General features: G+C 54.0%; 18 protein-coding genes. 1 reads left to right on the forward strand and 17 read right to left on the reverse strand.

The annotated features are described in order from the left end of the window. Window positions 1-15: 15 nt before the first annotated feature. Window positions 16-636 carry a LysE/ArgO family amino acid transporter gene (locus LOK74_RS19405; RefSeq protein ID WP_230043640.1) on the forward strand — a complete coding sequence of 207 codons (621 nt, stop codon included), beginning with the start codon at window positions 16-18 and terminating at the stop codon, window positions 634-636. 68 nt (window positions 637-704) lie between these two features. Here the strand turns inward: LOK74_RS19405 and wecB are convergent, their stop codons facing one another. The 17 genes from wecB to rpmE form a co-directional block, all read right to left on the reverse strand. Continuing rightward, a complete protein-coding gene (gene wecB / locus LOK74_RS19410; protein WP_230043641.1) occupies window positions 705-1,871 on the reverse strand; it encodes a non-hydrolyzing UDP-N-acetylglucosamine 2-epimerase in 1,167 nt (388 codons plus the stop codon). Window positions 1,872-1,880: 9 nt separating this feature from the next. Next, window positions 1,881-2,510, reverse strand: coding sequence for a uracil phosphoribosyltransferase (gene upp, locus LOK74_RS19415; protein WP_230043642.1), 630 nt, complete (start codon window positions 2,508-2,510; stop codon window positions 1,881-1,883). Window positions 2,511-2,664: 154 nt separating this feature from the next. Further along, complete coding sequence (locus tag LOK74_RS19420; protein ID WP_230043643.1) at window positions 2,665-2,964, reverse strand: TFIIB-type zinc ribbon-containing protein; 300 nt, start codon at window positions 2,962-2,964, stop codon at window positions 2,665-2,667. A 26-nt stretch (window positions 2,965-2,990) separates the two neighbouring features. Further along, window positions 2,991-3,551: a hypothetical protein gene (locus tag LOK74_RS19425; RefSeq protein ID WP_230043644.1), complete on the reverse strand. Its 561-nt coding sequence runs from the start codon at window positions 3,549-3,551 to the stop codon at window positions 2,991-2,993. A gap of 150 nt (window positions 3,552-3,701) precedes the next feature. Further along, window positions 3,702-4,952, reverse strand: a complete 1,251-nt coding sequence (locus tag LOK74_RS19430; RefSeq protein WP_230043645.1) for a serine hydroxymethyltransferase — start codon at window positions 4,950-4,952, stop codon at window positions 3,702-3,704. A gap of 57 nt (window positions 4,953-5,009) precedes the next feature. Then, window positions 5,010-5,579, reverse strand: coding sequence for a TIGR01440 family protein (locus tag LOK74_RS19435; RefSeq protein WP_230043646.1), 570 nt, complete (start codon window positions 5,577-5,579; stop codon window positions 5,010-5,012). Beyond that, window positions 5,560-6,036 carry a ribose 5-phosphate isomerase B gene (gene rpiB, locus LOK74_RS19440; RefSeq protein WP_230043647.1) on the reverse strand — a complete coding sequence of 159 codons (477 nt, stop codon included), beginning with the start codon at window positions 6,034-6,036 and terminating at the stop codon, window positions 5,560-5,562. The genes LOK74_RS19435 and rpiB overlap by 20 nt, the downstream gene beginning before the upstream one ends. Window positions 6,037-6,207: 171 nt before the next feature. Then, window positions 6,208-6,666: a low molecular weight protein arginine phosphatase gene (locus LOK74_RS19445; protein ID WP_230047065.1), complete on the reverse strand. Its 459-nt coding sequence runs from the start codon at window positions 6,664-6,666 to the stop codon at window positions 6,208-6,210. A gap of 42 nt (window positions 6,667-6,708) precedes the next feature. Beyond that, on the reverse strand, window positions 6,709-7,269 hold the full coding sequence (locus LOK74_RS19450) for a manganese efflux pump MntP (RefSeq protein ID WP_230043648.1): 561 nt from the start codon (window positions 7,267-7,269) through the stop codon (window positions 6,709-6,711). A 57-nt stretch (window positions 7,270-7,326) separates the two neighbouring features. Beyond that, the gene (locus LOK74_RS19455; protein WP_230043649.1) at window positions 7,327-8,403 is read right to left on the reverse strand and encodes an L-threonylcarbamoyladenylate synthase; all 1,077 of its coding nucleotides are present in this window, start codon (window positions 8,401-8,403) and stop codon (window positions 7,327-7,329) included. Window positions 8,404-8,646: 243 nt separating this feature from the next. Beyond that, window positions 8,647-9,453 (reverse strand): stage II sporulation protein R, encoded by an 807-nt coding sequence (gene spoIIR / locus LOK74_RS19460; RefSeq protein ID WP_230043650.1) that lies wholly within the window; start codon window positions 9,451-9,453, stop codon window positions 8,647-8,649. Window positions 9,454-9,614: 161 nt separating this feature from the next. Beyond that, complete coding sequence (locus LOK74_RS19465) at window positions 9,615-9,830, reverse strand: hypothetical protein (protein WP_230043651.1); 216 nt, start codon at window positions 9,828-9,830, stop codon at window positions 9,615-9,617. Window positions 9,831-9,976: 146 nt separating this feature from the next. Next, a complete protein-coding gene (prmC, locus tag LOK74_RS19470) occupies window positions 9,977-10,888 on the reverse strand; it encodes a peptide chain release factor N(5)-glutamine methyltransferase (RefSeq protein WP_230043652.1) in 912 nt (303 codons plus the stop codon). Then, window positions 10,869-11,945 (reverse strand): peptide chain release factor 1, encoded by a 1,077-nt coding sequence (gene prfA, locus LOK74_RS19475; protein WP_230043653.1) that lies wholly within the window; start codon window positions 11,943-11,945, stop codon window positions 10,869-10,871. Before prfA ends, prmC begins: the two co-directional genes overlap by 20 nt. A gap of 120 nt (window positions 11,946-12,065) precedes the next feature. Then, entirely contained in the window at window positions 12,066-12,554 is a 489-nt protein-coding gene (locus tag LOK74_RS19480) for a sporulation protein (RefSeq protein ID WP_230043654.1), read from the reverse strand. Between the two features lie 153 nt (window positions 12,555-12,707). Beyond that, window positions 12,708-13,331 carry a thymidine kinase gene (locus tag LOK74_RS19485; RefSeq protein ID WP_230043655.1) on the reverse strand — a complete coding sequence of 208 codons (624 nt, stop codon included), beginning with the start codon at window positions 13,329-13,331 and terminating at the stop codon, window positions 12,708-12,710. A gap of 188 nt (window positions 13,332-13,519) precedes the next feature. After that, window positions 13,520-13,720 carry a 50S ribosomal protein L31 gene (rpmE, locus tag LOK74_RS19490; protein WP_230043656.1) on the reverse strand — a complete coding sequence of 67 codons (201 nt, stop codon included), beginning with the start codon at window positions 13,718-13,720 and terminating at the stop codon, window positions 13,520-13,522. Window positions 13,721-13,815 lie beyond the last annotated feature (95 nt).

The following is a 13,815-nucleotide window of genomic DNA, read 5'->3' on the forward strand; positions in this document are numbered from 1 at the left end:
AGGAGCGTTTCTGCTGTGATAACTGCCTTTTTACACGGCTTTTTGCTGGCACTTGGACTCATTTTGCCGCTCGGCGTACAGAACGTCTTTATTTTTAATCAAGGAGCGACACAGCCGCGACTGATCCGAGCGGTGCCCGCGGTCCTGACCGCCACTCTCTGCGATATGCTGCTGATTTTGTTGGCGGTGTTGGGGGTCTCGCTGATCGTATTGCAAGTCGTCTGGCTGAAGACCCTCTTGTTTGGAGCAGGATTGGTGTTTTTGCTTTACATGGGCTGGTCCATCTGGCGCTCTCCTGCAGGTGTGTCGCAGGCGGAACGTCCAGAACCGTTTTCGCCACGCAAGCAGATCGCCTTCGCCGCTTCCGTTTCCCTGTTAAATCCCCATGCGATCATGGATACGATCGGCGTCATCGGTACCAGTTCGCTGCAGTACGACTCACCTGACAAATGGGTGTTTACCGCCTCCTGCATTCTTGTCTCGTTCATCTGGTTCGTCGGGCTGGCGGTATGCGGCCGGCTGATCGGCCGGTTTGACGGCTCTGGCCGTTGGTTGCTGTGGATCAACCGTCTGTCTGCGGTGATTATCTGGGGGGTAGCTGCCTATATGGGCTGGCAGCTGCTGGCATCAGCTTGAGATACGGAAAACGAGGCGCTGTGCCCAACGCCTCGCATCCACTCTATCGTGATCACATGGTGATTCCATCACCGGCTCGGCAGCCTCTCTACCCCCGGTTGAAACGGGTCCGGAGGGCTCTGGCGCTTGCCGAAATGGTATAAAATCGCTTCGACGATACGCCGGGAGGCCGCTCCATCTCCATACGGGTTGGCCGCCTTGGCCATCGCTTCGTAGGCGGCGGGGTCGCGAAGCAGTTGATCAGCCAGATCGTAGACCTGACCTTCATCCGTTCCCGCCAGCTTTAGCGTCCCTGCCTCGATCCCCTCCGGCCGCTCGGTCGTATCCCGCAGCACAAGCACCGGGACACCAAGCGAAGGAGCCTCCTCCTGAACACCTCCTGAATCGGTCAAGATGAGGTGCGCCCGGCGGGCAAAGTTGTGAAAATCTAGCGCATCCAGCGGATCGATCAGGTGGATGCGCGGATGATCGCCAAGCACGTCGTAGGCCACTTCCTGTACAGCCGGGTTGAGATGTACCGGATAGACGACGGCGATCTCCTCCCAACTCTCCACCAGACGACGTACCGCACGGAAAATACGGCGCATCGGTTCCCCCAGGTTTTCCCGTCGATGAGCGGTCATCAGCACCATTTTTTTGCCCGCCACCTGGCTTAGCACAGGATGCTGGTAGTCGCTGCGCACGGTCGTTTTCAACGCATCAATCGCTGTATTTCCGGTTATGTAGATCGATTGTTCCGGTTTGTTTTCCCGTCGCAGATTCTCAGCTGCACCAACAGTAGGTGCGAAATGGAGATCAGCCATGACGCCTGTCAGCTGCCGATTCATCTCTTCTGGAAACGGCGAGTACTTGTCCCAGGTGCGCAGTCCCGCTTCCACGTGTCCGATCGCCACCTGGTTGTAAAAAGCGGCCAGGCTGGCTACAAAAGTGGTTGTCGTATCACCGTGGACCAGCACGATGTCCGGCTTGTTTTCCTTGATCACATGATGGAGGCTGTCCAAAGCGCGGATCGTCACATCGGCCAATGTCTGCCGTTCCTTCATGATGTTGAGATCAATCGCCGGTTCAATCCCAAAGATCGTCAACACCTGATCGAGCATCTGCCGGTGTTGGGCTGTCACACAGACCAGTGATTGAATCTCTTCCTGATGTCGGTTCAGTTCGTGAACCAGCGGTGCCATCTTGATCGCTTCCGGCCGCGTGCCGAATACGGTCATCACTTTGATTTGATTCATGGTCTCCACCTACTTCGTGCCATAGAGGCGATCACCGGCGTCGCCCAAACCTGGGACGATGTAACCGTGATCGTTGAGATAATCATCGACGGCAGCGACGAAGATATCGACGTCAGGATGCTCATCCTGGATCACCTTTACGCCTTCTGGAGCAGCAATCAGGCACATCAGCTTGAGATTTTTGGCGCCGCGCTGTTTTAGCGCGGTCAAGGCGGCGGCAGCCGAGCCGCCGGTTGCCAGCATGGGATCAATCACGATCAGGTCGCGTTCTTCAATGTCTGAAGGCAGTTTGACATAGTACTCCACCGGCTTTAGCGTCTCCGGATCGCGGTACAATCCGACATGTCCCACTTTCGCAGCCGGGATCAGCTTGAGTATCCCGTCCACCATCCCGAGTCCGGCCCGCAGGATCGGGATCAGCCCCACCTTTTTACCTGCGATCATCTTGGCTCGACACTGGGCAACCGGTGTTTCAATCGTCACATCCTGCAGCGGCATATCCCGCGTGATCTCATAGGCCATCAGGGTGGCTACTTCGTCAACCAGTTCCCGGAATTCTTTGGTACCCGTATGTTTATCGCGGATAAAGGTCAGTTTATGCTGGATCAATGGGTGGTCAAACACATAGACTCGACTCATCGCAACTCCCCCGTTTTTCAGCTTCAGTGTGGTTTGCTATCTCGCTTCGTACATGCCGCAGACGATCTGGTAAAGAGGGCTGCGGTCTCAACGAAGCTTTTCTTATGATACTGGAGCCGCGCAGGAACGTCAATTTTTCCTCGGGGACGTCCGGTTAACGGGGGTTATCATCTCCTGGGTCGACAAGCACTAGTCCGCAGGAGGGGCATTCTACATCCGTATCTGCCAGATCATGGCGGCATGCGGGACAGTTCCGGTCTGATTCTTCTGTGCTTGGGTCCATCTTCTCCCGATCCCCAGCTTCAGGCTGGCCTGTCTGCATCTGCTGTTTGAGCATATCCCGAATCTCCCGCAAGAGTGCGGTCTGTTCTGAACCGTCGATTGCCGCCATGATGATCACGTACAAAAGCAGCAGATGGATGATCGAGAGCACAATCCAGGTAAAGATCTCCACATCTACTCTCCCCTCCCAAAAGCTTGCTACACTTTTAACACTTGATCACCCTGATAGACGAGTACGAGGATCAGAATGTAGACAACCACTCCCACTACTATGAGGGGTATGATCAATGGTCCAATCAACATGGGCACACCAACTGCCAAAATGCTGCACAACAAAATGACAATGTTGGCCCATAGATAGTACTGCCACCTACGGTTCGCTTTCTGCTGAAGTTCGACAAAGCCGGCTCGTTGGGCCATGTGCTCAATCCCTTTGCATAGGTGATACACCATATACAGATAGAGGGCTGCGGCAGCAAGTCCAACGATCAGGCCGATTGCATCCCCCGATTCATTTGGGATCGAAAGGCCGATTTCGAATTGAAACCGAAAGGAAAACAAATCCAAAATCGATAATACCAGCAGAGGCAGTGAAGCAATCTTTGCCTTGTGAAACGAGGAGTGGTGGGCCGATAACTGAGAGAAGCCCAGGTACACAACAATGAACCCCGCAACATCAGGCAAAACGTCAAATCCTTCGATACGAAAGTCAAAGAATACTAACAGCAGTCCCCAAAAAACTTTCGCCAATCCGGTCATTATCTCTCCTCCTCATCTGACTCTATTGTAACGTATTCAGAGGTGAAATGATTTACCAGTCCATGTGTTATTTTATGGTCACCTCACAGCAAAAGGCCGCCGAGCAATGCTCAACGGCCTGTAGCGTGATCTTTTTTGTATCAAGACCGGCTATACTTCCAATCCAGGGTATAGCGGGAAACGAGAGCAGAGAGCGGCGACCCGTTGACGAGCTTGATCGTGTTTAGCGTTGTCTTCGGGGTTTTTCAGTGTCAACGCGATAATTGCCGCTACTTCTTTCATCGCTTCCTGATCAAAACCGCGGGTGGCGACCGCCGGCGTTCCCATCCGAATGCCGCTGGTGACAAACGGACTTTCCGGATCGTAAGGAATCGTGTTTTTATTGGTGGTGATATTTACTTCATCGAGAAGATGTTCGGCAACCTTGCCGGTCAGTCCGAGATTGCGCACATCGACCAGGACCAGATGGTTGTCGGTACCGCCTGATACCAACTGCAGACCTTCTGCTCGGAGCGCTTCCGCAAAAGCAACGGCATTGTCCACGATCCGCCGGGCATACTCTTTAAAGTCGGGCTGCAGCGCTTCCCCGAATGCCACCGCTTTGGCAGCGATGATGTGCATCAGCGGACCACCCTGGACACCCGGGAATACAGACTTGTCAATGGCTTTGGCGAATTCTTCCTTGCAGAGGATCAGACCGCCACGGGGCCCGCGCAACGTCTTGTGCGTCGTTGAGGTGACGAATTGAGCGTAAGGCACCGGATTCTGATGCAGCCCCGCTGCCACCAAACCGGCAATGTGAGCCATGTCTACCATCAGGTAAGCGCCTACTTCATCTGCGATTTCACGCAGTTTGGCAAAGTCGATTTTACGTGGGTACGCACTGGCACCAGCCACGATCAGCTTTGGCTGGTGTTCCTGTGCCTTTTGGCGAACAACCTCATAATCAATTCGATGCGTCTCTTGATCCACACCATAATCGACGAAGTTGTACAGCGAACCGGAGAAATTGACCGGGCTGCCGTGGGTGAGATGGCCGCCATGCGACAAATTCATCCCCAGGACTGTATCCCCCGGCTTCAATACAGTCAAGTAAACCGCCATGTTGGCTTGTGCGCCTGAATGAGGCTGGACGTTGGCATGCTCTGCCCCAAACAGCTCTTTCAAACGGTCACGGGCGATGTTCTCAGCGATGTCGACATATTCACAGCCACCGTAGTAGCGGCGGCCCGGATACCCCTCTGCGTATTTGTTGGTCAGTACCGTGCCGGCTGCTTCCAGCACAGCGCGGCTGACAAAGTTTTCGGAAGCAATCAGTTCAATCTTGTCCCGCTGCCGTCCCAGCTCCAGTCCGATTGCTTCTGCGATTTGCGGGTCTTGTTTTTTTAGAAATTCAAACATCTTCTCTCCTCCTCGTTATGTAAGCTTGATCAAACCTACAGGAAACTTATCCCCACGCTATTGACAGCTCTGATTGGCAACTGTCCGTTCGTATACGGCCCGGCTGCCGCCGATCAGCTTGGGCCGCGTACGCGCTGCTGTCACGTGAGCCTGCCCGATCTGACGTACCGTTGGCCGAATGGGGACTGCTACATGCCTCAGATGCATCCCGATCAGCGTATCGCCGATGTCGATGCCTGCATCTGCCCTCAGGTGCTCAACCACGACAGGCGACTGCATCTGCCCGTACGCGTATGCAGCCATCGAACCGCCAGCAGAAGGCACGGGAACAACCGATACTTCCTCCAGGCCGTATGCGTCCATCGTCGTGCGCTCCATCACCAAGGCTCGATTCAGATGCTCACAGCACTGAAAGGCAAGGGCAAATCCGTATGCTTGCTGCACCTGCGAAAACGCCCGGTACAAGGCTGCAGCCACCTCCTGACTGCCAGCTTTCCCAATATGTTCGCCAAGCACCTCACTCGTGCTGCAGCCGATCACTAAGATCTGGCCACTGCGCAAATCAGCCATCCGCTGTACGTCTGATACAACAGTCAAAGCCTGCTGCTCAACCAGTGACAGGTCCACCCTGCTTCACTCCCAAATGACTGGCCTCAATCTCCTTTACTTTTTCGATCCTACGAGCATGACGCCCTCCCTGAAACTCTGTCTCCAGCCAAATCTTGACGATGTCAAGGGCCAGACCAGGACCAACCACCCGTTCACCCAGCGCCAGAATATTGGAATCGTTATGTTCACGAGTCGCGCGGGCCGAAAACGTATCATGGGCAAGCGCACAGCGAATCCCCGGTATTTTGTTTGCCGAGATCGACATCCCGATGCCTGTCCCGCATACCAGGATCCCTCTGTCAAATTCTCCGGATGCCACCTTTTGGGCTACGGGCAGAGCGTAGTCCGGGTAGTCTACCGATTCCTCACATGTACAACCAAAATCCTCATACGCGATCTGCATCGAGGCCAGCAGCTGTTTGATCTCTTCTTTCAACCTGAAACCACCGTGATCGGAACCCAATGCAATTCTCATCTGTACCCTCCATTTCCGTGCAGTCTGCGCTGTCTTGTATTCGTCTATTATACCGTATTCCTGCCGTCCTTCCCATAAAAATCCTTATGTTTTCTATCACCATTTCGCAAAACGTTCGCTTTTTATGGCAACAACCGCTGTCCAGACGGCAGCTGGCAATACGATGTTAGCTTATTCCCTTGAAGGAGAAGTGGTGAGGATCTCTCGCAGTTCCTCCAACAGTTGGTTCAATTCATCAGCACAGATGGTATACATCTCCAAGCTGCCGCCGTATGGATCAGCTACATCCTCGTCCCCCCGCCAACCGACGTACTGCTTAAGTGTGAACACCTTGTCCACTCGATCGGGATACAAATCACAGATCACTTGTTTATGACCTCGGGTCATGGTCAATACCAGATCCGCCCACTTCATCAAGTCACCTGTCAGGCGCTGAGCGGAGTGCTGCAGTTGGATGCCTCGTTGTTCCAATGCGAGCAGCGTGTTTTCAGACGCCTTTTCACCGTCAAAGGCAGCGACACCGGCTGATTTGATTTCCACACCCGCTACTCCCTTTAGCTTGTCGCGCAGCAGCGCTTCGGCCATCGGGCTGCGACATGTATTGCCAGTGCAGACAAACAGGATGCGCATCTGCATTTCACCCTTCCTTGTGAATCTGTCACTCGTCTGTCCCTACATCATGAACTTGATTCCAAAAATAAGCAAGATCAGACCGCCCAGCAGTTCGCTGTATCCTCCCAGCCAACCGCCTACTCTGCGCCCCAGCAGAAGACCAAAGCCCGACATGAGACCACCGATCAAGCCGAACAGGGTAACGGCCACAAGTCTGTTCACATTCATCAGACCAAACGAAAGTCCAACCGATAGGGCATCAAGACTGACACTAAAGGCAAACAGATACAGACCGATGCCACTCGGTTGCATCATACTTTGCGCAGTACTGCCAAACAGTCCGTTCCACAACATATGCATTCCCAGCATGGTCAGGACTCCCCCGCCAACGAGCACGGCGACATCGCCAACCATTTCAGATAAGTATATACCAACTAAAATGCCCAGCAAAGGCATTGCCATGTGAAACAAACCAATTGTCACGCTGACCCGGATCACCTCTCTGAGCCTCATCCCTACCATGCCGACACCGATTCCCAAAGAGAAAGCATCCATACCAAGGGCGATTGCAATCATCAGAAAGGTTAGGAACTGGCCCCACTGGATCAGAGTGATGTCCATCCTGCTTCCCCCTCCCGTCCCTTCACCTTATGCGGACAAGTGGGGAAACATAACCGGCTAGACGCAGATCACCCGTCCGCCGGCGGCTTTTTCCAATCGGTTCATAATCGCGGCTCCCAGACCGCTTCGGGGAAAAGCTTGAGCCACGATATAGGCGACCTGCTCTTCATCGAAGCGGCGCAGACAAGCGTACAATTCCCGTGCGACAGCGGACAGATCGCCATCCGCTCCACATGAGAGGACCAGCCCGGCGCTTGGCTGCTGCTTCCACCAGTCGGCTGTCTCTCTCGTCGCCAGCACCCCTGTTTTCAGACCTGCCTCTGAGGCGCTCTTCAATAGTTCTAGCATACGCTCCCGAGCAGGCTCCGGTTCTCCGTCAACGACCCATAGTTCGCCTTGGGGAGCGTAGTGTGCGTATTTCATACCGGGTGAGCGCGGCGCCTCCGTGTCCCGGGCAATCGCCGGATCAACTGTGACCTCGCTCAAAACCTCTTTGAGCTGTTCAAAGGTAATCCCGCCCGGGCGCAAGATCATCGGCGGATCAACCGTCACATCCAGTACCGTCGATTCTACGCCGACACCAGCGCTTCCTCCATCTACGACACCTGCGATCCGTCCATCCAAATCGACAAGGACGTGCTGGGCTGTCGTCGGGCTGGGACGCCCTGAGCGATTGGCGCTGGGCGCAGCAACAGGTACTCCTGCTGTCCGGATCAGCGCACGAGCCAACTGATGGTCAGGCAAGCGCACCCCCACCGTATCAAGACCGGCAGTGACGCGCTCCGCCACGTCCATCTGCTTGGGCAGAATCAGCGTCAGCGGCCCGGGCCAGAAAACCTCCATGACTCGTTCGGCCTGCTCAGGCACCTCCCTGGCAACCATAGGGAGTTGATCCAGATCACTGATGTGCACAATCAGTGGATTATCGCTAGGCCTCCCTTTTGCTTCGAATATTTTTTCCACAGCATGTTCAGACAATGCATTGGCTCCTAGTCCATAAACGGTCTCCGTAGGGAATGCGACTACTTCTCCCTGTCTGATCAAGTGGGCTGCATCCACAATCTGTGTATAAATCGTTTTTTCGTCCACATGCTTGTCCACATGCCAAACCTGCGTCTTCATCTGTTTTTTCATCAGCGGAAATTCCTTTCCTGTTCATGCGAGATGAGCCATTTGCTTTCCCCAGTATAGAATCTATAGGTAAAGTTTTCAACAGCCTGTGGGTAACCTGTGAATAAGTCTGTTGTTGTCCTGGATAGGAGAGACAGAATGAGAATGCGGTCCAGGAAGAAGCATTAAAAACCTAGAAGCAGCCGGTTGGTTCTTCTTCCATAAAAAAACCCTATCCCAAAAAAGAGATAGGGGAGGGGGAGGCAATCATCCAAAGAGAGAACTTAGTTTTTCCCAGAAGAAGAAGCGGACTTCCACTTGTGGGGCTGGATCCTGTTCCAGAGCAGTAGATGCGGCGGCGACAGTCTGTACCTGTCCTGCTGCCGTCTGTTCTGCTGCTGGACGATCCGTTTCCGTACGGTCAGATTCCTCTTCTGCAGCAAACCAGGCGTCAAAAAAGCCGGTTTGGGAATCGCTTGCGCCGCTATCCCTTTCACGTTCCGTCAGGTGATCTTGCTCAGCCACGGCGTCAGATGTCGACGTCTCATCCGAATCGTCTGTCGGTGACTTCGTCTGTTCTATGGCATCGCCGTTAGACATGTCGATGAAGCAGAGCGGCGGGAACAACACACACCACCAGTTTTGCCCTTTTGCTTCACCCAGTCTGACCAATAGGGCCTCGTACTGACCTGCAGGGTAAACGTAGCTGCCGTACAGTTTGGTGGGAAACGCTACCTGCCCGAATTGGACATCCGCCTGGTAGCGGAAGCCCCGTTCACGGATCGTTCGTTCTACGAGCTGCTGCAGTTCGGGAAGCCGTGTCGCCACCTGGGAGCGGGCTTGATCAATGGAGCGAACCTCCTCTACCCACTGATTCACCTGATCGATGATCGCATCACGCACCTCGCGCTTCAGCCACTGATCGCGGAAGGAGTCACTGTTGGCTATGATCCGCAGCCGAATCGACTGCTCCGGGATCGGCCCCGGATCGGCAAGACTAGCTGCTTCCAATTGATTTTCCCAACTCATCATCCCAATCAGCAAGGCGAACAACAGATAAAAGAACCGCTTCATCGATACCCTCTCCCCTACATACTGTGTACAACTATCGTTCTCTCTAGCCACAGTATGGACAGAATATCTAGTGATGATACACGGTTCTGAAAAGTTGATCAGATTTTTTTGTCTGGGTATGGGAAAACCGTCAAGGGGACGTGCAGCGACAGCCAATCTGTCTATTGCTGAGGATCGAGCATAGTGGAGGGCGAAAGAGAAAAACAGGTTCGCTCCGCTCGTGCCAGTGCCTGCGGGGAAGCCGGGATGACCGTCTCCTCTCCAACAAAGCGGTACGGCGGCCAAAAGCCCTCAAGGGGCGAATGCATCTCAGGGAAGCAGTTGGCCGCCAAGCGTGTACCGCTTTGTTTCCGCTCCGACTCTGTGGGCACTGCCAAGGCTTTCGCTCACCTGTTTTCTCTTTCGCCTCGCAACGTTTACTTTCGGACAAACATTTCCTTGCGTATCTCAGACATCTTGTCCTTCCATCCATGCCACCCCTTAGAACAGGTGGATTGTGCTTTCCTTTGATTCAGAATAAATCCTATGCTGATCCTTCGGAAGCTTCTCTCCGCCAGCCCAGCACGACGCGATCGATGCCGGCGAGGTCGGGCACGATCTCTGTACCGTCCACAGCTCCGGAGTCGAGCAACAGTTGTTGAACCGTATCGGCTTGATGGATGCCCACCTCAAAGGCGACAAGGGCGGTTGGCCGCAGCAGATGAGGCAGTGCGGCACATATTTTCCGATAACAGGTGAGTCCGTCATCTCCGCCGTCCAGCGCGAGATGTGGTTCGAACTGGTTCACTTCAGGATCCAGCCGTTCTACATCGGCACTGGGAATATAAGGCGGATTGGAGACAAGCAGGTCCACCTGTTCGTCTGCCGCAAGCAGCGGCTGTACCAGATCTCCCTGCAGGAAACGGAGGCGCGAGGACAGGTGCAGCCGCTCTGCATTCTCCATCGCAATCGCTAACGCAGCTTGTGACAAATCGATTGTGGTGACGCGCCATTGCGGACGTTCCGCAGCCAGCGTCAACGCGATCGCTCCACTGCCGGTGCCGATATCTGCTGCATCCAGCGTTTCTACGCTTGGCCATAGTTTGTCGGCATGGCGAAGCACCTGTTCTACTAGAATCTCTGTCTCCGGACGGGGGATCAGCACGCCAGGGCGAACAGCAAATACTCTGCCAAAAAACTCCTGTGTGCCGACGATATACTGCAGCGGTTCCGATGCTGCTCTGCGCCGACACAGCCGCTCCAATTCCTCTACCTCTGCTGCTGAGATGGTTTCCGGCAGAGCAGTGATGAAGCGGGTGCGATCCAGGCCCAGTATGTGTCGCAGCAACAGTTCTGCCTCAAACCGCGGATCTTGGCTTCCTGTCTGCCGCAAAAACGAAGAAGCCCAGACGAGGGCTTCCCGGACAGTCTCTGGCTTACGCGGTTGCGCTTGCACTTTTTAACAACTCCGTTTGTTCGTGCATGATCAGTTGATCGATCACTTCATCCAATTCCCCTTGCAGGATCGCGTCCAGGCGATGCACAGTTAAGCCGATGCGGTGGTCGGTAACCCGGCTCTGCGGGAAGTTGTAAGTGCGGATCCGTTCGCTGCGGTCACCAGAGCCAACCAGGCTTTTCCGCGCTGCATCCTGCTCTGCCATCGCCTGCTGTTGATAATAGTCAAACAGCCGTGCGCGCAGCACGCGGAGCGCCTTCTCCTTGTTGGAATTCTGTGACTTCTCATCCTGACAGGAAACCACAATTCCGGTCGGTAGATGCGTCACGCGAACCGCTGACTTGGTCGTATTGACGCTCTGTCCTCCAGCACCGCTGGAGCAGAATGTATCTACGCGAATATCCTTCTCGTGCAGTTCCACTTCCAACTCCTCGACTTCCGGAAGCACAATTACGGTGGAGGTAGAGGTGTGGATCCGCCCGCCCGACTCTGTGGTCGGAATACGCTGCACGCGATGGGCGCCCGACTCGAACTTCAGCTTGCTGTAAGCTCCATGACCGCTGACAGAAAAGATGATCTCCTTGTACCCGCCGATATCGGTCGGGTTGGCTTCCAGCACTTCAACCTTGAAGTTGTGGCGTTCGGCAAAGCGGGAGTACATCCGGAACAGGTCAGCAGCAAACAGCGCTGCTTCATCGCCGCCCGCAGCCCCGCGAATCTCGACAATGACGTTTTTCTCATCATTGGGGTCCTTGGGCAATAACAGGATTTTCAAGCGATGCTCCAGCTTCTCCTTGCGCTGTGCCAGTTCGGCGATCTCCATTTTGACCATCTCGCGCATTTCATCGTCCAGTTTTTCTTCGAACATCGCTTTCGCGTCGTCCAATTGCTGTACGACTGATTTATACTCACGGTAAACCATAACGGTCTCTTCCAAAGACGATTGTTCTTTGGAGAGCTCGCGCAGTTTTCTTGTATCCGCAATCACATCAGGATCACATAAGAGGTTGGTTACTTCCTCGTAGCGTTCTTCCACTGCGGCTAAGCGATCAAACAATGCTTTTCACCCCATATGTTAGAGAATGAATGCCACTTTCCTTTAACAGTAAAAGTATAGGAGATTACGTTTTAAAAGTCAAAGAAAAAAGCCCGGCAGAACCGAGCCCAATCTTTGCCATCAGCGGTGATAGCCGTCGTTTGAGGTGACGTGAAAATCGTAACGGGGGACCTTTTGACGTAGGGCTGTGATCACCTGCCGTTCGACATCGCGGGCTTGCTGGGCCGTAACGTTGGGTACCAGATCAAGCGTAATATAGGCGTTCCCCCCATTCAATGTGATCCGGGCATTCTCCACGCCGGGCACCCGTCTTGCCATCATCCGCATATTGCGAATGTCGATTTCTTTATTGTTCACGTTGGAATGACCGATCACCAGATTGGGGTTCTGGTCTCTGCCCATCAACTCATCTCTATCTTGCAGCGGCGAGGCCTGACGATCAATCACATCATCGTTGCGATCAGGGATGGTTTGCCCGTTTTGCGTAGGGTCAAGGCTGCGCACACCTGCGCTGTTCTCCTGCGGGGTCGTAGGCGAGTTGCAGCCGGTGACGAGAGCCAAAACCAGCAGAACCCCTCCCAATCGCGACCACCGTACCTTTGCTTGCATGTGAAAGCCACCTCCTGTTTCGCCTAGTTTGCGCATCCCGTGAGGTGCACATACGAGCTAGAGAAGGTGGCCTGATTTTCCTTTGAAATCGCTGCCAACAGGCTGGCTCAGCGAAAGATCCCTCCATGCAGGGAATGGTTTGCCGTTGTCGTCCTAGACCTGCGAAGGGTTGCCGCAGCCCTCCTGGGTGGGCAAGCGCGGTTTGCCTGGCACTTCGTGACAGTGGCGGCAGCGCGCCTGGTAACTCTCCGATGTGCCAACCATGATGATCGGATCGTGATAATGAGCCGGTTTGCCGTCAATCAACCGCTGGGTACGCGTCGCCGGATTGCCGCAGACCATACAGATTGCGTGTAGTTTGGTTGCAAACTCAGCCAAGGCAAGCAGCGTCGGCGTCGATCCGAACGGTTCGCCGCGAAAATCCAGGTCTAGTCCGGCGCACATCACACGAATCCCCTGATCAGCCAAGGCTTCTGCCACTTCGACGATTCCGCTGTCAAAAAATTGCACCTCATCGATCGCCACGACGTCCGTGTCTGACCCGACCGCATTCCAAATATCGCGGGAATGCTTGACGGCAATGGCATCTTCCATCGTTCCGTTGTGGGAAACGACAGCCATCGCATGGTATCGATCGTCGATCAACGGTTTAAATACCTGGGTACGCAGTTTTCCGTATTTGGCCCGACGGATCCGACGAATCAGCTCTTCACTCTTTCCGGAAAACATACAGCCACAGATCACTTCAATCCAGCCATCATGTTTCATAAATAACATAACCAGACATCCCCAATTGCCGTAATCTCGATTCCCTTCAAGAAGAGAGGGTAACTTTTACATCATATCATCTTGCAGCGATGCAGCCAATGCAGAATAGCTGATTTTTTCCACAATAAAGCCAGGCAGTCGGAACCGCCTGGCTTCTCGTTTGAGCAGATTGGTCATCGTGCTTGCTGCGTTTGTCCTTAGGACAGGTTGTATTTGCGTTTGAAACGATCCACACGACCACCGGCATCCACAAATTTTTGCTTGCCGGTAAAGAATGGGTGGCAGTTGGAGCAAATCTCAACGCGCAGAGACTGTTTGGTAGAACCAGACTCAAACTCGTTGCCGCATGCGCACGTTACTTTAACCGTGTGGTAGGTAGGATGAATTCCTGGTTTCATGATATACACCTCTTTCCGCCCTGATTCGTATGCCGAAACAGAGTTATCTTCATACGCACATAAAAACATAGTAACACGTATCTGCAGGGAATGCA

Origin of the sequence: Brevibacillus humidisoli (assembly GCF_020923435.1) — a bacterium.
Classification (GTDB): Bacteria; Bacillota; Bacilli; order Brevibacillales; family Brevibacillaceae; genus Brevibacillus_E; species Brevibacillus_E humidisoli.